At 46.9% G+C, this 20,993-nt stretch carries 19 protein-coding genes; 3 read left to right on the top strand and 16 right to left on the bottom strand.

Going from position 1 to position 20,993, the window contains the following annotated elements:
• Positions 1 to 53: 53 nt before the first annotated feature.
• From K2Q26_02610 to K2Q26_02560, 11 genes are all read right to left on the bottom strand, one after another.
• Positions 54 to 857 (bottom strand): phosphatidate cytidylyltransferase, encoded by an 804-nt coding sequence (locus K2Q26_02610; GenBank protein ID MBY0314383.1) that lies wholly within the window; start codon positions 855 to 857, stop codon positions 54 to 56.
• A gap of 1 nt (position 858) precedes the next feature.
• On the bottom strand, positions 859 to 1,611 hold the full coding sequence (locus K2Q26_02605) for an isoprenyl transferase (GenBank protein MBY0314382.1): 753 nt from the start codon (positions 1,609 to 1,611) through the stop codon (positions 859 to 861).
• The gene (gene frr / locus K2Q26_02600; GenBank protein MBY0314381.1) at positions 1,608 to 2,171 is read right to left on the bottom strand and encodes a ribosome recycling factor; all 564 of its coding nucleotides are present in this window, start codon (positions 2,169 to 2,171) and stop codon (positions 1,608 to 1,610) included. The genes K2Q26_02605 and frr overlap by 4 nt, the downstream gene beginning before the upstream one ends.
• Positions 2,172 to 2,194: 23 nt before the next feature.
• A complete protein-coding gene (gene pyrH, locus K2Q26_02595) occupies positions 2,195 to 2,908 on the bottom strand; it encodes a UMP kinase (protein ID MBY0314380.1) in 714 nt (237 codons plus the stop codon).
• A 12-nt stretch (positions 2,909 to 2,920) separates the two neighbouring features.
• Positions 2,921 to 3,571 carry a translation elongation factor Ts gene (gene tsf / locus K2Q26_02590; GenBank protein MBY0314379.1) on the bottom strand — a complete coding sequence of 217 codons (651 nt, stop codon included), beginning with the start codon at positions 3,569 to 3,571 and terminating at the stop codon, positions 2,921 to 2,923.
• A 19-nt stretch (positions 3,572 to 3,590) separates the two neighbouring features.
• A complete protein-coding gene (rpsB, locus tag K2Q26_02585) occupies positions 3,591 to 4,541 on the bottom strand; it encodes a 30S ribosomal protein S2 (protein ID MBY0314378.1) in 951 nt (316 codons plus the stop codon).
• A 190-nt stretch (positions 4,542 to 4,731) separates the two neighbouring features.
• Positions 4,732 to 5,811 (bottom strand): hypothetical protein, encoded by a 1,080-nt coding sequence (locus tag K2Q26_02580; GenBank protein MBY0314377.1) that lies wholly within the window; start codon positions 5,809 to 5,811, stop codon positions 4,732 to 4,734.
• Positions 5,812 to 5,830: 19 nt separating this feature from the next.
• The gene (locus K2Q26_02575; protein MBY0314376.1) at positions 5,831 to 6,616 is read right to left on the bottom strand and encodes a hypothetical protein; all 786 of its coding nucleotides are present in this window, start codon (positions 6,614 to 6,616) and stop codon (positions 5,831 to 5,833) included.
• A 173-nt stretch (positions 6,617 to 6,789) separates the two neighbouring features.
• The gene (gene priA, locus K2Q26_02570) at positions 6,790 to 8,772 is read right to left on the bottom strand and encodes a primosomal protein N' (GenBank protein ID MBY0314375.1); all 1,983 of its coding nucleotides are present in this window, start codon (positions 8,770 to 8,772) and stop codon (positions 6,790 to 6,792) included.
• 5 nt (positions 8,773 to 8,777) lie between these two features.
• On the bottom strand, positions 8,778 to 9,608 hold the full coding sequence (locus K2Q26_02565) for a hypothetical protein (GenBank protein MBY0314374.1): 831 nt from the start codon (positions 9,606 to 9,608) through the stop codon (positions 8,778 to 8,780).
• Between the two features lie 9 nt (positions 9,609 to 9,617).
• A complete protein-coding gene (locus tag K2Q26_02560) occupies positions 9,618 to 10,493 on the bottom strand; it encodes a UTP--glucose-1-phosphate uridylyltransferase (GenBank protein ID MBY0314373.1) in 876 nt (291 codons plus the stop codon).
• Positions 10,494 to 10,584: 91 nt separating this feature from the next.
• Between K2Q26_02560 and K2Q26_02555 the strand changes: the two genes are divergently transcribed.
• Positions 10,585 to 11,904 carry a hypothetical protein gene (locus K2Q26_02555; protein ID MBY0314372.1) on the top strand — a complete coding sequence of 440 codons (1,320 nt, stop codon included), beginning with the start codon at positions 10,585 to 10,587 and terminating at the stop codon, positions 11,902 to 11,904.
• Between the two features lie 159 nt (positions 11,905 to 12,063).
• Positions 12,064 to 12,870 (top strand): hypothetical protein, encoded by an 807-nt coding sequence (locus tag K2Q26_02550; protein ID MBY0314371.1) that lies wholly within the window; start codon positions 12,064 to 12,066, stop codon positions 12,868 to 12,870.
• A gap of 174 nt (positions 12,871 to 13,044) precedes the next feature.
• Here K2Q26_02550 and K2Q26_02545 read toward each other — a convergent pair whose 3' ends face one another.
• The 5 genes from K2Q26_02545 to K2Q26_02525 all read right to left on the bottom strand — a co-directional run bounded on the left by K2Q26_02545 (position 13,045) and on the right by K2Q26_02525 (position 18,623).
• Positions 13,045 to 14,862, bottom strand: coding sequence for a TonB-dependent receptor (locus tag K2Q26_02545; GenBank protein MBY0314370.1), 1,818 nt, complete (start codon positions 14,860 to 14,862; stop codon positions 13,045 to 13,047).
• Positions 14,863 to 14,909: 47 nt separating this feature from the next.
• On the bottom strand, positions 14,910 to 16,031 hold the full coding sequence (gene nagZ, locus K2Q26_02540) for a beta-N-acetylhexosaminidase (GenBank protein MBY0314369.1): 1,122 nt from the start codon (positions 16,029 to 16,031) through the stop codon (positions 14,910 to 14,912).
• A gap of 76 nt (positions 16,032 to 16,107) precedes the next feature.
• On the bottom strand, positions 16,108 to 16,923 hold the full coding sequence (locus tag K2Q26_02535; protein MBY0314368.1) for an ABC transporter permease: 816 nt from the start codon (positions 16,921 to 16,923) through the stop codon (positions 16,108 to 16,110).
• Positions 16,923 to 17,840: an ABC transporter permease gene (locus tag K2Q26_02530; GenBank protein ID MBY0314367.1), complete on the bottom strand. Its 918-nt coding sequence runs from the start codon at positions 17,838 to 17,840 to the stop codon at positions 16,923 to 16,925. Before K2Q26_02530 ends, K2Q26_02535 begins: the two co-directional genes overlap by 1 nt.
• A 3-nt stretch (positions 17,841 to 17,843) precedes the next feature.
• Complete coding sequence (locus tag K2Q26_02525; GenBank protein ID MBY0314366.1) at positions 17,844 to 18,623, bottom strand: hypothetical protein; 780 nt, start codon at positions 18,621 to 18,623, stop codon at positions 17,844 to 17,846.
• A 134-nt stretch (positions 18,624 to 18,757) separates the two neighbouring features.
• Here K2Q26_02525 and K2Q26_02520 point away from each other — a divergent pair, with 134 nt between their 5' ends.
• Complete coding sequence (locus tag K2Q26_02520; GenBank protein MBY0314365.1) at positions 18,758 to 20,764, top strand: hypothetical protein; 2,007 nt, start codon at positions 18,758 to 18,760, stop codon at positions 20,762 to 20,764.
• The last annotated feature ends 229 nt before the right edge of the window (positions 20,765 to 20,993 follow it).

Genomic DNA, 20,993 nt, shown 5'->3' with positions numbered 1-20,993 from the left:
ATTTTACGTGCGATCGCAAGTCATTGTCGAGGCCTTTAACGAGACGGATGGGGCTAGAAAAGTGAGTGGGAACCAGCAACGGTGAAAAAGAAATAAAGCAGTGCTGAGGCGAAGTAGACGCCATCGAGTCGGTCCAAAAACCCGCCGTGGCCCGGCATAAGCTGGCTCGTATCTTTTTTTCCCGACACACGTTTAATGAGGGATTCGAAAAAATCACCGAATTGTGCAAAGAAACCCAGCCCAAGGGAGAGGAGTAAAGCGAGGAGGAGACTGGCATCGGGCTTGACGCAATAAATGTAAGTTGCGCCAGAGAGAGCCGAACCCAGGAGGCCGCCGACGCCCCCGGCGATGGTTTTCTTCGGCGAAATATTAGGGAACAGTTTGGTGTTTCCAAAATATTTTCCTGCGAAAAGTGCGACGGTGTCTCCGACAAACACAGTGACGAGAAGAAACAAGAGAGGATGAGCTCCTCGTGTGAGAAGTAACCCAACGCCAAAAGCGGGGAACAATCCTGTGTAGACCACGCCCCATAGAGTCCATTGAATTTTTGCGAGAATTTGCTCAGGAGTTAAATCTTTAAAAAGTAAAATTCCAAACGCTGCCAGATTAACAAAAGAAAAAACTAAAACCGCCAGCGCCCACGCGGGAAATAATAATTGTGTGGTATAAACAAAAGAGTTGAAGCCAAGAAATATCCAGAGCCAAACATTTGTGGCGTCAAAAAGCCCAGCGTATTCAATGGCGGCAACAAGAACGATAAGGCTTGAGATAATCACTAAACCCACAGGACCAAAAAAGTAGAGCACGCTAAACAAAAGTGCGAGTCCACATAAGGCGGAGATCCAGCGATTGAGCATACTAAAGGGTTTTTGCCGCGACGACGGGAGCCGCCGCTTTGACTAAGCCGAAACGACGTTCGCGAGTGCTGTAATGTCGAATGGCAGCGTAGAGATCGTTGATGGTAAAATCGGGCCAAAGCGTCGGAGTGATATAAATTTCGCTATACACCGACTGCCAGGGTAGGAAGTTAGATAGGCGAGATTCACCGCTGGTGCGAATGATCATATCTGGGTCAGGATTAGGATACGTATTTAAATATTTATTGAACGAGTCGATGGTCAAAGAATCCACCTGAGTTTGATTTTCGATCACGTCTCGCGCAAAAGCTTTTGCGGCATTGACGATTTCCTGACGTCCACCGTAACTCAATGCAAAGGAGAGTTTCAGTCCAGTATTGTTCTGAGTAGCGGCGATCGTCTTCATGATCTCCTGTCGAGCGATCGCCGGAAGGCGATCGAGCTGACCTATACAATTAAACTGAACATTATAGTCGATGAGGTTTTGACGTTCTTTGTTGAGATATTTCGAAAGCAACGTCATTAGGAAAGACACTTCAGCTTCGGGGCGATGCCAGTTTTCGGTGCTAAAAGCGTAAAGAGTCAGGTGTGAAATTTTTAGACGTGCACATTCTTCAATGATTTTTTTAGCCACTTTGGTGCCGCGAATATGTCCAAAAAAACGGTTGTGGCCACGGTTTTGTGCCCACCGACCGTTGCCATCCATAATGATAGCAATATGCTGAGGTGTATTCGCAGACAAAGTATCGCTCATACCGTCATGATCTCTTTTTCTTTTTCAGCGGCTGCCTTATCGATGTCGGCAGTGTACTTATCTGTGACTTTTTGGATTTCGTCGAGGTACTGTTTGTTTTGGTCTTCGCTGATGAGTTTATCTTTAAGAGCCACTTTGAGTTCTTCGTTCGCATCTCGACGAGCTAAGCGCACTGCGACTTTAGCGTCTTCAACCACTTTTTTAGCATCTTTAACCAAAGCTTTTCGGCGATCTTCAGTAAGGTCAGGAAGACGTAAACGAATTCCCTTACCATCGTTAATGGGAGCCATACCAATATCGCTCTTAACGATCCCGTTTTCGATAGCCTTTAGTACAGAGGCTTCCCACGGAGTGATTAAAAAGCTACGAGCATCGGGGCAAGTGATCGAAGCCACTTGGTTGAGAGGAGAGAGATTGCCGTAGTAATCAACACGAACCGAGTCGAGCATCGAAATCTGAGCGCGACCTGTGCGAATTTTTTTAAATTCATTAGAAAGCCCTGTCAGAGCGTTCTTCATTTTGTTTTCGGCTTGGGTTTTTAAATTTTTAATATCAAACATGCTGTGACCCCTTCACAATTCTATTAGGTGATAAGTGTTCCGACCTTTTGGCCTTGAAGCACCTTTAAAATATTTCCTTGTTCCATCAGTTTAAACGTAATGATGGGAAGTTTATTGTCCATACACAAGCTAATCGCGGTGGAATCCATCACCTTAAGTCCCTCGTTGAGAGCATCACGATGAGTGAGTGTTCCGTACTTAACAGCGTCGGGATGCTTATTAGGATCTTTATCGTAGGTCCCATCCACATTTGTGGCTTTGATCAGAACCTCCGCATTAATCTCCATACCGCGAAGTGCGGCCGCAGTGTCTGTCGTAAAGAACGGATTTCCCGTACCGGCCGCAAAAATAACCACGCGACGTTTTTCCAAATGGCGCACGGCTTTTCGGCGAATGTAGGGCTCAGAAATCTGTTCCATCTTAATTGCGGATTGAACGCGCGTTTGAATCCCCAACTTTTCCAAAGCATCCTGAAGCGCCAGCGCGTTGATGCAGGTCGCGAGCATGCCCATGTAATCGGAGCTTGTTCGGTCCATACCACTGGCCGATGCAGCAACACCGCGGAAGATATTGCCGCCGCCAATCACGAGGCCGAGTTCGGCACCCGCATTGTGAGCGTCAGCGACGTCTTTTGCAATTTGTTGAATGGTCGGTAAGTGGATACCGAAGCCCTGCTGTCCCGCAAGAGCTTCGCCACTGAGTTTAAGTAAAACGCGTTTGTACTTGAGTGAACTCAAAGCTCAATCTCCTTATTGTTTCAATTGAGCTGCAACTTCGTCCGCAAAGTTTTCGGACTTCTTCTCGATACCTTCGCCAAGTTCGTAACGAACAAAGCGGCGGACAACGATGTTTTCTCCGATGGTCGCTATAATACCTTGGAGGTGATCATTTACAGTAATGTCAGGATTCATAATGAATTTCTGACTGAGGAGGCAGCTCTCAGAGAGCCACTTCTTGATCTGACCATCCACGATTTTATCAACCATTTCTGGTTTTTTGCCAGCCTCTAAATTGGTTGCGCGGAGAACCGCACGCTCTTTTTCAACGATGTCGGCGCCGATGTCCGCTTCCGAAACCGAAAGTGGGTTTGCAGCGGCAATGTGCATCGCTAAATCGCGAGTGAGTTTTTTAAAGTCTTCGTTCTTAGAAACGAAGTCTGTTTCTGAATTCACTTCGAGGAGAACACCGATACGGCCTTCTCCATGGATGTAAGCAGTCACAAGGCCTTCCGCAGCGACGCGGCCGGCTTTTTTCGCAGCTTTGCTCAACCCTTTTTGGCGAAGCCAATCGATGGATTTATCAAAGTCGCCACCATTTTCTTCTAAAGCTTTCTTGCAGTCGAGCATTCCAGCGCTAGTTCTGTCGCGGAGTTCTCGTACCATTTGTGCAGTCACAGTCATGTTCCAGTCTCCTTAGTAATTATTCTGCTGTTTCGTCGTCTTTAGGCTGAGAAGCTTCTTGCTCAACTTCTGCCATGATTTCCACTTCTTCTGCTAAGCCGGCAGCAACAAGTTTACGACCTTTGCTGGCTTTAACGACGTTAGGACCAGCAGCTTTTTCAGGAGCTGGAGCCGCCGGAGCGGCAGCACCTTTTTTAGGTGCGCGGCCTTTGCCTGCGTCTTTCATTTCTTTTTGTTCTTTTTCGACGTCAGATCTCTTATCCGTTTGAGTGCGGATTTTCTGCTCGTACTTCTTCGCGCCTTCGAGATAAGCATCGGCGACCATTTCACTGAAAAGCTTGATCGAGCGAATCGCATCGTCGTTTGCAGGAATTGGGTAGTCGATAAGGTTAGGGTTAGAGTTGGTATCACACATACCAATCACTTTTAGACCTAACTTACGAGCTTCGAGAACCGCGATGTGTTCTTTGTTGATATCGACAACGAAAAGCATTGCCGGAGCTTCTTTCATCTCGCGGATACCTTGCATGTATTCATTGAGACGAGCGTATTCTTTTTCCATGCTTGAACGCTCTTTTTTAGAGAAGAGTTCAAGTTCACCTTTTTCACGCATCTGATCGATCTTTTTGAGACGATCAATGCTCGCTTTGATGGTGATGAAGTTGGTGAGTGTTCCACCGAGCCAACGTTTTGTGACGTAGTATTGTCCACAACGAGTGGCTGCCGCCTGAACAGTTTCTTCCGCTTGTTTTTTTGTAGCTACAAAAATCATGCGATGACCTTCTGCCGCCATTTTCTCAACGTAAGCACAAGCTTCTTTCGCTTTAATTAAAGTTTTTTGTAGATCGATAATGTGGATCCCGCCGCGTGATGTGTACACGTAAGGCTTCATTTGTGGATTCCAACGTTCTTTTTGATGGCCGAAATGCACTCCCGCATCCAGCATGGACTTCATGGTAAGACTCATAATGTTCTCCTTCTGGTTAAACCGCCTTCTCGGATGCCGCAAAATTTGCGGACCAGTGGAGCCCGAGAAGTGAGTTATAGTTTTACTCATAAAAAATTAATCAATTTATGAGCAGAAACGGTGGTAACACACCTAAAAGCACCTGAGCAAATGAATTTAAATGTAGATAATTAAAGACCTTAACGCTTCGCAACTAAATCGTTGCTGGCATCTCCGTAAGCTCAACAACGTTGGGGGGAGGATTAAAGTTCATCGTTGAAAAATCCCCAGATAATCCGTGGCTTTGGCTATAGAAACGGCCTCCCAAAAGGAGTTGAGGGGTTTTGGGAAGTTGGTGGCGTTCATCGAGAATTCCGCTTTGGATCTTTCCATAAGCATTTGCCGAGACGGAAATGAACTCCTTCTCGACACTCTCTTTGAAGTTGGGATACATGCGCTTTATCTGGTGTTTCATTTCCCGCAAAATCCCTCCGAGGGCTTCGCTCTCAGCGCCGATTTCTCCGTTGGCAAAGCTCAGCCAGTGCGACATGGGCTGGCCTTTTTCTACTGAAAAACGACCGAAGCACATCTGCTCTTTGGCTCCGCTCAGCACATGCATGGCATGAGTTTCTGTGAGGGGATGTTTATGAATATAGGTTAGAGTGACTGCGGTCCAGAGATTGGTTTTTCCTAACTTTTGGATGGCCGACTTTGGAGTGGAGTGTTGGCCTTTTTGGAGGAGTTCGGAGAGCCATAGTGGATTTTCGAAGAAATAGAGATTCTGGCAAGTGATGGTGTCCGCAATATTGAGCTGAACTTTAACAACGCCGTCGACAAAATCGATACGTGTCACTTGAGATTTGAGAAGGATGTCTCCGAGAAAACGTTGTTGGAAGGCCGAGATAATATCAGCGGTGGTGATGTTGAGCACGTCACGTGTAGGGCTCGTTAAGTGCACCCCTTCGTCAATAGCATCAAAAGATGTTTCGCCAAATCCAAGGAAAGGCTGAACTTGTCCGTTTTGAAAAGTAATGGGACCGATGTCTTCGGTTTTCAGTTGAGCTTCGGGGACAAGTGCGGTGAGTAGGCCCATAAAATCTTGGGTCTCACCGGCGATGAATTCAAGATGCGAGGACAGAGTGTGTTCGCCAAAAATTAAAGGACGGAACACACCTCCCAGAAAGTCATTGGCGTCCACGACGGCGCAGGATTTCCCTTGCTGTTGAAGGTCAAAAGCGGTCAAAAGCGCGGCGGGCGAAGTGCCGATAATCAATGCATCGTAGGATTTCTTCATGCCTGTACTGTAAAATTCTTTAGCGATCTTGCAAATTGAAAAGTCGTTTTAGACACGCAGCGATTGGCGGCAAAACAGCTCTGAGTACGAATTTGGCCATGGGCGAATATTTGAGTCGAAAGGCCAAGGCCGGAGAGTAGCGGTAATAAGTGGCAATAAAAATTCGACCCGGGACCGATTTTTTTAACACTTGTGCGCGGAACTGTCGGAGTACTTTGACCGTCGGATCATTGCGATCGGGATAGGCGGCTGAGGCAATAAAACATTGGGAGCTATCCACATTGGCTGATTTGAGAAATATCTTAAAGGCCCTTGGATTTTTAGCATGTTTACTTTTGAAATGGGCCATCTTCACGACGGATGTGAAAAGGTTGGTGTAGCTGATGAACTCGCCAAGTTTATGAGCGGCTTCCTCCTGACGTCCGTAGTAGTTAGGATGAAGATCGTAGATTTCGACGAGGGCCCAGAGTGCACTAGCGACAAGTGTGACTTCGCGAGGTTTGTCTTTGAACATTCCCGGAGAGAGTTCGGCTCGTTTTTTCTCGTACACGTATTCCAATGTTTTTAAATATTTTTCGTAGTTGGCCGCGGCATCCGCGTGCTGGTGCAGCGACATTGAGTTTCGGGCCTGTCGAAAAAGAGATAAGCGAGCTTTCCAAAGATTTTTCTTAAAGTTTTCTTGAATTTGTTTTTCGGCCTGCAAGTAGGACGCGTTGGACACGGTTTTCGAAAGTGATTTGAAGCAACTGGTGCAGATGGAATCAAACTGCACGTCGATATTTTCCTTCGCGAGACGTAATTTCATACCGCTATCGATCGGATGGAGCAGCGAGGTGCTGTTTCCACATTGCGGGCAGTGTTCGACGGTCTGTTGATACGACGGCATCTCTCAAGGGTACCAGGTACCTTTTGCGGATGCGATGTATAAAAAACAGGTCTGGATTTTTACACGTCGCTTCCGCAAAAGGTACCGGGTACCTACAGGAGGTTGTGGGGGTCGACGTCGATGAGGATTTTGACTCCGGAGTATTTTTTCTCCAGATTCATTACGTATTGAGTAAAAGCGTGGAGATCTTTAAAGGACTCGGACTTCAGTAGAATCTGGTATCGAAATTTATTTCGAATTTTTAGCAAAGGGGCGGGGGCTGGTCCTAAAATGTGCAGTTGGTACTGTGGTTGTTGTTGCTGAATCTCGCGCAAAATTTTAGCGATCTCACGACTGGCGTTGAGCACTTTCTTCTGGTCTAGGCCCGACAAACGCAAGCAGGCCATTCGCGTATAGGGAGGATAAGACAGTTCCTGACGCTGCACTAACTCTTGATTTAGAAAATCTTCGGTCTGGTACTTCATGGCGTGCACGAGGCTGGGATGGTCCGGCCGATAGGTCTGGATGAGGACTCGGCCGGGTTCATGTCGCCCGGAGCGACCGCTCACCTGTGTGAGGAGTTGAAAGCTCTTTTCTCCGGCGCGAAAGTCAGGAATATTAAAGCCAATGTCTGCGAGAACAATTCCGACGAGTGTTAGTTTCTGAAAATCGAGCCCCTTCGCGATCATCTGAGTTCCTACTAAAAAATCCACTTCGAGGTTTTGCATTTTTTCAACGAACTCATCGAGTTTGGCGCGTGAATCAATCTCATCGCGATCCACCCGCAGCACCCGCGCCGAAGGGAAAAGTTTTTTAAGATCTTCCTCAACTTGTTCGGTTCCCATCCCGAGCGGCTTGATTTTATCGTCTTTACAGTCCGGGCATGTCGTCGACATCGTTTGCGAATAATCACAGTAGTGGCAAACTAAATGAGATTTTCCATGGAGCGTGAGAGAGATTTCGCAGTTGGGGCATTTATAAATAAATCCGCAGCTGGAGCAAAGAACAGTCTGGGCAATGCCGCGACGATTTAAAAATAACGCCGACTGATTGCCGCGCTGATAGTTTTCGGTGAGCGCATTGAATAATTCTTCGGAAAGCCAAAAAGGGAGTATTGGATTGGGGAATTCGGGCTTTTTTGTGAGATCAACCACCTCGATCTCGGGAAGTTCCTCGGATTTTGCACGACGAAGAAGTTTGTGCAGTTTAAATTTTCCATCCACTACATTTTTCCAAGATTCTAAACTGGGTGTCGCTGTCCCTAGAAGAATAGGGCAGTTTTCAAACTGCGCGCGCATGATCGCGGCGTCGCGGGCATGGTATTTTAACTTCTCGTCTTGCTTAAAGCTCGACTCGTGCTCCTCATCCACCACAATGAGTCCCAACTTCGGCACGGGACAAAAAAGAGCAGAGCGTGCACCGATCACCACCTTACGCTGTCCATCGACCATGGACCACCATTGATCGGTGCGTTCGCGATCGGTCAATTCCGAATGAATCACCGCCACCGTATCTCCGAGCTTTTCGCGAAATCGAGCGACGAGTTGAGGTGTGAGCGCGATCTCTGGCAGAAGTACGATAGTGGCTTCGTCTTTTTTAAGACGCTCGCGAATCAGATCAATATAGATCTCGGTTTTTCCAGACCCTGTGACTCCCCAGAGAAGATGAGTTGAAAAACTTTCTTCTGTTTTGAGAGAATCGTAAACAGCCTTTTGTTCCTCACTCAGAATGACCGATTGCAATTCATCGGGAGTTGAAAAGAGACTCCGAGGTGCGGAGCGCCCCTTTTTTGAAAGCGGCGGGAAAAAGAGATTTATCACTTCGCCGATAGGATGATGGTAATAATTGGACAACCACTTGGCCCAACTGACCTGTTCGCTGGACAGTGCAGGTCGTTCGGAACTGACTTCGACGATCTCTTTTATGGGATAATCATTGGAGGGCGCAGGATCCGTCTCGAGAATAACGCCGGCGACTGTTCGCTTCCCCAAAGGTACAGACACAGAAATACCGGGCTGAAGATTCGCCAATAGCGACGAATAGGTGAGCGGGCGATGAATGTGCGCTTCAACAGCAATTTTCCAGTACTGCAAAATACAACCTAGCGAAAACGTGAATAGAATTCTTTAATATTTTCATTGGCGGGCAAACGTGGCGTCAGCTTTTGTATTTTAAAGGCACTGGCAATTTTCCCGCTGGGAACGACGTCGACCGATGTGGTCTCGATGAGTATCGTTGCATTCTTCCAAAACACAGTTTGGAGGGCGGGTTGTTTTATTTTGTCGGAATCATAATTTTTGTAGTTTTCAAATTCGATTTCGATTTGTGAACCCATGCGAAGTTTTCGAACCAAAAAGCTATCCTGCTCTACCCATAAGCGCGGGGGCTGCTGAGTATTGTTAGAATTGTTGGCGCCCATCGCATAAACAATAGCTCCCTTGAGGCGATCCAAGGTTATAAAGTCCTGCTGTTTAGCGGAAGACGAATCGCGCTCGGAGAGTTGAGCGCTGGCCCAAGTGGGCAAAACTTGCATAGTGATGAGTTTACTTGCAAGAGCGCGGCTGCTTCTAAAATGGAAGAGAGGTTCAAAAAATTCAGAGCTGAGCGGGTAGCTTTTAGGTGTACCCTCGAGAGTAGTGGTCGTGCGTTTACCGTCTTTATAGAGAATTTCGACGTTCCAAGTGGATTGATCGGGATTGGTTCCGCTCACCTCGAGCTTCATCAAATCTGCGTGGGCCACGGTCCACACTTCCTGCCAAGAGATGTTCTCATCTTTGAGCTCCAGTTTACGTTTGATGATCAGCCCTTGAGTGGTGCCATTGTTCACGGCCATTTTATTAAGGATCGTGATCAATTTTGGAGTGTAGGCCAAAGCGCTGACTGTGGTCAGCAAAACCAGAGTGCTTATAAAATATTTTGCTAAAATTTTCACGACAGTCCCTTACAGTTTGAGCTGGCGAAGATATTTTTTAAGGGCTTCACCAATCTGTGGGTGTTTCATACCCATTTCAATATTGGCGATAACATAACCTAATTTATCGCCGGCGTCATAGCGTATCCCATCAAAGAATCGGGCCAGAAGGCCCTCGTTCTTTGCGAGCTTGACCATAGCGTCAGTCAATTGGATCTCACCATTTTTTCCAGCCGGAAGGTTTTCTAAATAGCTAAAGATTTTCGCGTCAAAAACATAGCGACCCGGTAAAGCCCAGCGACTGGGCGCGGCTTCCAGCGAGGGTTTTTCAACCACATCAGACACGCGAATGTAATCATTTTCCCTAGTCCCTGCGATCATGCCGTATTTCGACACGTCCTCAGCCGGCACTTCCATAATCGCCACGGTTGATAAACCTGTTTCTTGGTAAGTGGTGGCCAACTGTTTAGTGACGGATGGAGTTGTCGGAGTTGATGGAATCATAAGTTCATCACCAAGAAGAACGGCGAAGGGATCATCACCGACGATATGTCGACCCACATAAACCGCATGTCCTAGCCCTAACGCTTCTTTCTGACGAATGCTGATGATGTTGACCATGTTTCGGATGTCGCTCAGTTGCTTGAGCAGATCCAACTTGCCGGTTCGAGCTAATGTTTCTTCGAGTTCAACATGACGATCGAAGAAATCTTCAATGGCCGTTTTTCTTCGACCGGCAATGAGAATGACGTCTTCGATTCCAGCCATCGCTACTTCGCGAACCACATGTAAAAGCAAAGGTTCGTCGACGATCGGGAGCATTTCCTTAGGTACCGAGTTTGTAATTGGTAAAAATCTTGTACCTAGACCAGCGGTGGGGATTATGGCTTTTCGTATAGGGCGCATCGTCTCAATCTGGAACAAAAACTCATTATTATCAATCCCAAAATCCCGAGTATGCTATGATTTTATTGTTATGGCACGTTCTGGGGGATTCATGAAAAAGCGAATTTCGATGGCTCTTTTGAGCTTTCTGACATTATCGCCGCTTCTTTTATATCAAAACTGCGGGAATGAACAAACCGGGAGTTTGTATAACAAATCCAATCAATACGATTTCCCGTATCAACTCAAATTAGATCAAGTCGCTTACATGTCCTGCGCTGAGCAGAACGGAATTCCGAACGATCCCGGAGTGTTCTTTACATTTAGAGCAGGTGCCTATGGTGATACCTCTGGACTTCGCATCACCGATAAATTTAATTACGATCTCCGACGCGAAAAAAACGAAATTAAGATGATGGAGTTGCAGGACGATCTCGCGAGCCAAAACACTCGTATTCAATTCTCTCTGCGCAAGCAAGGCTCGCTACAGAGAATGTTTATTACTAATAACAGCCGAGATGGTCTCGAAGGTGAAGATTATGATTATACTTTCGGTGTGATCAGCAGCTCGGAGATGTTAGCCTCACTTTTAACACTTCCTCAACCCGGCTGGTTGAATTACTGGGCGGCGGGTGGAATTAATATCGATGCATACTTCGAGGGCACTTTGGAATTTAACGACGGTGAGAAGCTGGCTCAAGATACGAGAAACTTTCTCACAACCGGCGGGGGCGTTTTGGTCGCGGGCTTTGTCGATCCTGCAAAGCCGGAGACGTTACGAACGCCCTACAATTACACTAAAGATGAAAATGACGACGAAGATGAGCCCTCAGTCATTCCCTCGAATGTGGGTTTTGGGACCGCTTTAAGAGTCACTTTTAAGCAACCGAATCCTCTTTTGCATTCGTTTTCCGGCGTACCGCATTTAAAAGTTCCGAAAAGAATTTTGTCGACAGTTCAAGAATTTGATTTAGCCAGTCCAGCAACGGCGCAGTCGGCATGGACCTGTCCGCAGACGATGCAGTTGATGATTGTTTTTCCGGAGGACATTGGGATCATCGATTCCAACATTTGCACACTGGCCGACGACTCGGATACGGTAGCGAATCCGCCGGCTCTTCTCGAGATTGCTCGTCGCTCCTTACCCGTTTCTGACTGGTATATTAACTTACAAAAGAGATGTATTGTTCCTAAGCGTTACACCAATGGTAGCTGCTATGGAATTGACACCGCGGTGACTAAGCTCACGAATAATATTGAATATGATTTTAACAAAGAGTGTAGCCCCGACGTCCAATCCAATCGTACGAATCCCGACGGTACATTTATACGTGAACCGCCTCCAGATGGTTCACCGCCAGGCACGGTGGGTCCCGTCAGTCGTCTTAAAGTTTGTCCCCATTTTGCAAGCATCTGCTACAAAACCGAATAGTTCCAAAGGTTCCAGGTACCTCAATGACAAAAGAACCAACTGTGCAGCAGTTGGTTCTTTTGTCATTGAGGTACCTGGAACCTTCTTGTCAGTTGGGTACGGATCTTCTAACATCATTCCATGTTGAAATACTTATTATCCTTTTTGTTTTCGATAAGTTTGATCTCAGTGTCCTCGGCTCAGGTGGGTCCCACCGTTGATGCGATGGGGGGATCCGGAATCGCAGGGCGAAACCCCGTGGATGCGGCGGCTTTAAACTCGGCAGCGCTAGCGACCTTTCAGCAATACTATTTTGGTGCGGGTTACTATCGCGGTGAACTCCGCTCTTCAGAGCTGGATCAGTACGGAGTGACACTCGCGGATTCGATGCCGGGCGGGATCATGCCCGGATCTTTTAACTATAAGTACAAAAAATATGATGGAGTTGACGTTAAAGAGCACGCTTTTCGCTTAGGATTAGCCCTTCCGCTCTCCGAAAGATTTGCGGGGGGAGTGGCACTTTATAAAACCAAAACGGATTTGGGAGTAGGTCAGGACTACAGTCAGCAAAATGCGGATGTGAGTTTCCTTTGGGCCGTTTCCGACGCGTTTTCCTTTGGAGTTCTCTCGAAGGCGGTGTTCGGGTCCAAAGACGAAGCTGTCTTCTTAGAGTCTAAGATCATGCCCGCCACTGGAGTGGGGGGAGAGTTTTCTACGCAATATATCAAGCTTCGCGGCGACGCCTATTACTACTACGAAGCCAATCCCGAAGATCGCATGTCCTACCATTTTGGGGCAGAGACCATGTCCCGAGGAAGTTTTAGGCTGCGCGCCGGCTTCAGTCTGGATGATTATCGCCGCGAGAACCGTTATACGGTGGGCCTAGGCTGGGAAGGGCCCCGTTTGAGGGCGGCCTACTCCTATCAACATGAATTTCGGCAAGATATTGGGGATGCTCACTCCATTGACATATGGCTCGACCTTTGATAACTCACTGCATACTTAATTGAAGGAGATTCTCAATGGCTTCAGCTACAAAACGCACCAGCTTACGTCGCAAAAGAAAAACAGCAGCTCGCGGAGCAAAAAGAAAAGCAGCTCTTCGTAACAAAGGAACGACTCCTTCTCGCGCTCAACTTTTTGGTGACGAAAAATAATTTTTTAGAAATCGATCGTTAGATTCAGAGCCACTCTTCTTTGTGGCTCCGGATATCCAAAGTTCAATTCTCTTCGGTGATCCAAAATATTGTAGATTCCTAAAAGCGTCGACATTTTCGCGCTCCAATTGTATTCCCAGAGAATATCAGTTCCATTCCAGGCGCTTAAATTGATTCTCGTTCCAGAAAAGAAATCGTTGTCTTCAAATTCAGACCAATACGTGTGTTGCAAGTGCATCTGCCAAGAATTTTGCCGATAGCTCAGCATCGTAAAGAATTGGTGCTGAGGCGAAAACAAAATTTCGCGACCTCGGCCGACCTCGCGAGTAAGAAGTAACGAGTGATCAAAAGTCCAAGCCCATCTTTGCCATTCGCTTTTAAGCACGGAATGAATCCCCGAGGCTCTCGCTTCACCCGAATTGACTTTCGTCGAAACGCCAGGGCTCACATTAGAGGATTGGATGAGATTGCGATAGTTCGTAAAAAAGACAGACGACTTTGCGGTGATCGGTGCGTTTTCCCACGCTCCTCCGAATTCGAATTGGCGAGAGGATTCTGCACGGAGTTCGTCGTTCCCTTGGTAGTACGGAGTATTCGCGTACAGATCGATCAATGACGGAGGACGATATCCTTCGGCATAACTGGTCCACAGATGAGAGTCCTGTGAGAGATCGTACTTTACGAGGAAGTAAGCCGTACCTCGTTTGTAGCGAAAGGCGTGGCGAAAACTCGGCTCAATTGTTAAGTCCGAAGTTAATCGATATACAAAAATTTGTGCAAGATCGAATTCATTGCGATCGTAAAGTTGATTGTTGGCAAATGAGGCTTTGTAGGTGTTCCGCGAAGCTTCGATAAAAGTTTGCGACATCAGTGAATCCAGAATTGCTACAGAAAAGCTATGACTCGTCCAAATTTTATCCGAGAGCGCATCGGCGCGCGATGAATCCAAAAATTCGGACTGCATTCTCGCGTAACTCAATCGAGAGTTCCAACGCCCCCACTGCGAAATCTTTTTATCAAAGTGGGTGGCGGCGAGAAGTGCATCGGACGACTCATCGGTAACAAAAGGCGAAGGCTCAGGACCCGGAGTCGCCTTGTTTAAATGTGTGTAGAGTAAAAACTCCGAAATTTTATAATCTTCAAAGTTATGTTGTCCGTACAGAGTCCAACGATTCTGTTTGCTGCTATTATTCGTGCGAGATCTTTTTTCGTCATTGGTTCTTTCGTAGCGAAAATCTCCTCGATCGTGATCTCCGCGGCCACTGACTTGAACGTAATGCCGATCATTTTTAATGACGGGCACCACGGCGCTGACATGAGCCGTAGTGACCGGAGAAGAGGTGATGGAGCCGTCGCTGTCACTCACTCCTAAGTTGAGGCGAGGAGAATTTAATTTTTCGGGAATAAAGTGCAGAGTGCCGCCCATGGCGTTGGAGCCATAGGCCGTCGACGAAGGACCTTCGATCATTTTAACGTCGCTGATAATTTCGGTGGGAACAAAAAGGGGAGATCCTCCAAATCCATCTAAAAGATTGAGCGGTATATTATCGAGTAAAAATAAAACGCGGCCGGCCTGCGCGGAACCACGAATCGAAACTCCGGGTGAGCCCGAATTGCGAGATTGAATGGATGAAGAACGAGAAAAAATATTTTCGAATGAGGGCGAGGTTCTTTGGAAGTTATCGAGTTTGAGCTTGTGAGCGGGAGAAGAAAAAACTCTTTCGGAAAAGTCTTCGTTCCATTCGGTGCTTATAATGTTTTGCCGGGGAAGGTCTTCGCTGGATACAAAGAAGCCCACAAAAAGGAAACCGATGAATAGCATGGCCAGGATTTAGCTTAGCTCCCAGGGAACTGCAATGTTTCGCTAGCTTATTCTTCGTTAGCGCTATGAAGGTACTTTTCCACGTCCCCAGAGGCGAGAGCTTGTGAAAAATCTTTATGGTCTTTTCGATCTAGGACTTCCAGGGCTTTATCTAAAGGGAATGGATCGTAGGGAGCGACGAGATGTTTCTTTTTAAAAGCAAGGATATCAGAATAGTTTCGATCGATGAGAGAGTTAGGAATTTTCTTATCCTTGAGAGCTTTGGCGATCGCGTTTAAGGCTTTCATCGGAGAGTTAAAGTCGTTGCAATAAAGCAAGATATTCGCCCCGGCAATGAGGGCCTGCACCGGAATCACGTCCTTGGGAAAATGTTTGGCTAAAGCCTTCATATCGAGATCATCAGTAATAATTAAACCGCGATAGCGGAGAACGTCCCGAAGAATTTGCTGTAAAAATGTCGGAGAGAGCGTCACCGGCCACTGAGCATCAATCTTCGGGAAAGAAATATGCGCCGACATGACGAGCTCACAACGCGATTTAAAAATCTTTTTAAAAGGCTCGAGAGCGCGACTGTCGTCCAAAGATTTAAGAGTATCCTGTGAAACGGGTAAATCAAAGTGACTGTCGATTTCTGTTCCTCCATGACCGGGAAAATGTTTTCCGCAGGGGATCACGTCGGCTTTGATATATCCGCGAACCAGTGCTGAAGACAGCTGTGTCACAATTTCGGGGTCGGAGCTCAGGGCTCGATCACCGATCACGGTGTTCTTAGGATTTGAAAAAATATCCACGCTGGGTGCAAAATCCAAATTGATTCCAAAAGCTCGCATCTCCTCGCCCATGTTCAAGGCGAAGCGGAAGGCTAATGTGGAAGACCCTTTATCTCCGAGTCGCGCGACCGCAGGCCATTTGGTAAATGGAGCCTTTAAACGATGGACGCGTCCACCTTCCATGTCGATCGAAATAAAAAGGGGAGTTTTATCGGTAGTTCTATGGCGTAAAGCTTGAATTTCAGAAACCAGCGCATGAATTTGCGCCGGTGACTCGAGATTGCGATCAAATAAAATGACCCCACCAATATTGTACTTAACAATAAATTCTTTCTCTTCGTCCAAAAGCGTTTTGCCTTGGATTCCGATGATTAATTGTTGGCCTATTTTTTCAATCACTCAAGAACTCCAGATCTCATTATCCTATCATACCCTCATCGGCTTGCAAGGAATCGAAGGTTTTCTGGAGGTTTTGCTATTTTGCGGATTTGGGATCTAAGATATCGCGAAGTCCATCACCCAATAGATTGAATCCCAAGACAAGTAACATAATGAATAGTCCTGGGAATAAACTAAGGTGGGGGGCTTCTATCAAATATTGCCGTCCCGAATTGAGGAGGGATCCCCAAGTGGGGGTCATCGGCGAAACACCCAGGCCCAGAAAACTTAAGCTCGATTCGGTGATAATCGTGACCGCCATGCTGAACGAGACTTGGACCATGAGGGCGCCAAGGAGATTGGGCCAAATATGAATGACTAAGAGTCTCCACCAGGGAGCCCCTAAGGATTTAGCGCTAAGGACGTGTTCGCGCTCTTTCAGATGGAGAACTTCGCCGCGGACCAGTCGTGCGTAGGAAGCCCAGCCCGTGCAACTGAGAGCAATGACCATATTTTTAATCGAGGCCTCTTGCATAAACGCTACGATGGAAAGAACCAATAGGAAACCTGGGAATCCGAAGATGAGATCCACCGCACGCATGAGTAACATATCCCACCAGCCGCCCATAAAGCCGGCCACAGAGCCGATGATCATTCCGGTGATCACAGTTAAGGTGGCCACACTGATAGCAATGAGCAAACTGATTCTTGCGCCGTAAAGAATGGCGCTAAAAATATCTACTCCATTTTGATCGGTTCCGAAAAAATGAGTGGAGTTGGGTGGAACGAGTCGTCGTTGCAGATCCAATTGCTGAGGCTCAAATGGAGATAGCAGTGGAGCGACCACGGCGATCAGTATCATCGCTAGAATAATCGTGCCGCCAATTTTTAAGGAAAGGGGGAGGGCTCTCATTATTCCATCCTCATCTTTGGATTGAAGTAGGCGTAAGCGAGATCCGTCAGAAAGTTCGCTAAAAGATAAATCATCGAAACAAATAAAACGCAGCCTTGCACCAGCGGGTAGTCTCGATTTTGAATACCTTGGTAGATAAGGAGTCCTAAGCCGGGCCAGTCAAAAATGGTCTCGATGATTACGGCGCCTGTAAGAAGAGCGCCGAGCATAATTCCCACCAGTGTTAAAATGGGAATCATGGCATTCGTTAAGGCATGGACAAAATAAATTTTAAAGAAAGACAGGCCTTTCGCTCGCGCCACGCGGATATAATCTTCTCGAAGCACTTCGAGCATCGATGTTCGCGTCATTCGAATGATCAACGCGGTGACCCCCACACTGAGTGTGATCGCGGGAAGAACAATACTTAACGGTTCATCGGCTTCACCCAAAGGAAACCATCCGAGTTCGAGGGAAAAAAACCAAATGAGTAAGGGTCCGGTCCAAAACGACGGGAGCGATAAAGCAAGAACTCCCCCACCGAGCGTCATGCGATCCAACCAAGATCTTTTGTAGATGGAGGCGAGAACTCCGAGAGGTAATCCCACACAGAGCGCGATGACCAGTGCGACTCCCCCCAATTTGAGGGTCGCCGGTAGTCGGTTTAATATTTCGCGAAGAACCGGTCTTTGTGTTTGTAAAGAGCGTCCGAGATCGAGGCGAGTGAGATTGAGAACGTAGTCCTTAAACTGAGAGAGGAGAGGTTTATCTAAACCCAATTCACGCGAAAGAGCTGCTCGATCTGCGTCAGTCGCATAGTCTCCCAACATGATATCGATCGGATCACCGGGAATCATATGGATTAAAAGAAATGTCAAAGCCATCACTCCAAAAACGACAGGTAACAAGGAGAGGAGACGGCGGAGTAAATAAGCCATACTTTATTTTTTACTCAACATATTGTCGGTTCCCTTAGGGATGTCACCAAACAGTAATTTTACGCTGGTATCGTTTGATGGGAATCCTTTAGTCGCTTCTTTAGGATCTGCGACCAACTCTAAGGTAAGATCTATGTGGGGAAAGTGCGCCTTGATCGATTCCCCTTTAATGTTCATCCAGTTGACATACTCTTCGCCTTTGACTTTGTAGAGGATGCGAAAGGTATCCATGCCCTTTTCTTTGACTTGTTCCTTGACGAAGGCTTCTCCCCCCTGGAGTTTCCCATCTTCTTCCGCAAAAGCTTCGAAGGCATATTTATTACCAACTTGGATCCCTTTAGGATTTTTAAGCATCAGGTGAGAAAGAAAAGTACTTAAAAATGTTTTATCCGTGAGTGGAACTTCTCTGGAGGAAGCTTTCCCGTTTTCCACGGTTTTAATAACAAATTTATTTTTCTTTCCATCTTTTTTTGTAATCGCGTCGATGACCTTTGAATTTTTTCCCTCGAGCCGAGTGAACTGATAGGAAAGCGGCAATAGCTTGTCGTCGGCTTTTGCATTCAAACTTTCGGTGGTCGTAGAGCCATCGCTACTTTTGGTGTAGACAAAATACGTAGAAGTAAAAGTTTTGTCTTTGGCATCGAGATCATACCGTTGGATCACGTAGCCGAGCGGTGTTCCTGCCATTACCACTTTGTAGTACCCCTCAAAAAGAGCTCCGAATGCGGAGTGAGAGAGGGTCAGTAGGACGAAAGTCGTGATGATTTTTAATTTTAGGTTCAAAGTCATACCCTAGGGTGTCTTATCGGGGTGATAGCTGTCAATTAATGAGTGTCTCCTAGTGACGACACTCAAATTCGGTACTAAAATAATTCTACATGAAGCGCCGATCAATTTTTCGCTCTGAAAAAGGGCAAATGTCTATTTTTCTTGTTCTGATTTTTCAGGTGCTTTTTGTTTTGTTTGCGATGGTGATCAACATCGGTCTCGTCGTGCATGATAAAATCAATTTACAAAACAGCACAGACATCGCGGCTTACTATGCAGCTCAAAGACAAGCCGAGCTGCTCAACCAGATTGCGCACATTAATTACCAAATTCGCCAAGCTTATAAATTGTTGGTGTTTCGATTACGCGTTCCGGGATCGGCGGCCATTGGTATTCCTTTTTCCACAATGCTCACAAAGCATCCTATATTTCTTCCCCCGAATCCAGGTGAAGAGACCACGCCGTTTTTTAACCCGCCCAATGGTCGACGACCGCCAGCCGTTTGTGTGGGAAGTACGTTATGGAAAGAGTATGCAGATACCGAAGGGTCTGATACGGTTTCACTTTGCAAAGATCTCTTCCAGTTCTCCACACCAGTAGCGAATGGAACAGGTGGAGGACCATTAGCAGGGTTAGTCGGTTCTTTAAATAGTCTCTTGCAGGCGGTGTCTGCTGAGATTTCATTGAAGTGCCGACAGATTGGCGCTTTAAATTATGTCTTGCTCGCACGTTGGCTTGCGGCTTACCAATTGGAGGCGGATAAGAGAGGAGCCATGATTGATAAACTGACCGCAGAGTTGGTTAAGCCTGGCGATGAGATGGTAGATATGCGAGGTCAGTCGATTAGAACCGGTGTTGAAAAAACGTTACAAAGAAACCTCACCTACGCGCAAAAGACGAGTTATTCGATGACTCTCCAAAATTCTTTGAATGGCGAAATCGGATCTGCGGCCTGCGCTGATCCCACATTCGTTTTTCCTAAGGTCGAAATTTTTCCTCGGGCTTACTACGTCCACATGGATTTTGCGAATAATACATGTACGACTCAGGCGCGCAGTAGTGGTGACGGAAGTAATTTACCCTCAACCGCAAATCGCACTTTAGTTGCCGATTATGGCGGAATGGATGGTCAGCTAGCGAGCGTATTCTCCAATGGTGGGCCAGTGTCGATGGGTATAGAAAAAAACCCTTGGTGTATGCCCTACATGCGCGTCAGGGTGACAAGTGCACCTCGAAAAATCTTTGCGCCGTTTGGTGGAACTGTAAATCTCCAGGCGGAAGCTTTTGCAAAGCCTTTCGGGGGACGAATCGGTCCATGGTATTCCAAATCGTGGCCGAGTGGAGCCGCCACGTCTCAAGGCACTGAGCGCACAGATCCTTTACTTCCGGCACGATCCATTGCCGGTTCCATCGGCGCCGGCGATCCAGCAGGAAACGTCGTGAATCACTCGAAGTATCCTGGAGACCAGCTAGGAATGAACTCTAAATACGCGTTAGCGATCATGCATTCTCGATGGATAACTATTGCGGGAAATAATGAGGCGGCGTTAGTTCCCGGAATGGCTTTAGCTCATTACAATCATATTGGTAATCCTGCTGTTTTTGAAAGCGACGCAGATTCGCTAGTGAGAGATAACGGAAGTATTAGCGCCGAATCCATGAGACGGATGGAACAGATGGCGATTGCTCCCGATCTATTTGATCTCACTTATTATTCCATTGAAGCGCGCTATGATGACAACTACGTCAATCCCAACTTACCTAACTTTAGAACATTCATTAGCGGGAATGAGCTTTACGCGGATTTGGGATCGCAAAATCGGCAGCGCTATAATGTAGTTAATCAAATCCAAGCGGCGCAAACTGTGGCGCCTTTGTCGGGTGTGTTTTATTTGGCAGATGATCCAAGTCAATTGCTCACGGGCTGGACACAAAATAAAGCCGTCAACTATGAGTTTCCTGTTTCCACCTTTGGCCGATGTGTCGGTAGAACTGATGACGAGAGCCCCGCTCTCCCGGCCCCGGGCGGCTGTCCTGTCGGTGGACGAAGTGGATACTCGGTGAAAATCGTATCCAAAAATTATCTGCAAAATGTAAGTGCTGCCTTAGGCGGTCCCGGAGTAGTTGGCCCTATTCTTAATCCGCCCTCGGATTAGTTCTATGATCTCGCAATAGTTCCCCGCTAAATATTTTGTCTCAAAATGGGAATCTCCTAGGGTACCCGGTACCTTTTGCGGATGCGATGTGTAAGAAGGATTGCAATGCCCTCTTACACATCGCCTCCGCAAAAGGTACCGGGTACCCTGGTGTTTCAAACTGATATTCTTTTCACAAATCATTAAGGGTTTAAGTCTAGACTCCGATAGAATAAGAAGACGGGGGGAC

This window comes from Bdellovibrionales bacterium, assembly GCA_019750295.1.
Taxonomy (GTDB): domain Bacteria; phylum Bdellovibrionota; class Bdellovibrionia; order Bdellovibrionales; family JAGQZY01; genus JAIEOS01.
Note: the sequence above shows the minus strand (reverse complement) of the source record. Positions and strands in the feature narration are given on the sequence as shown.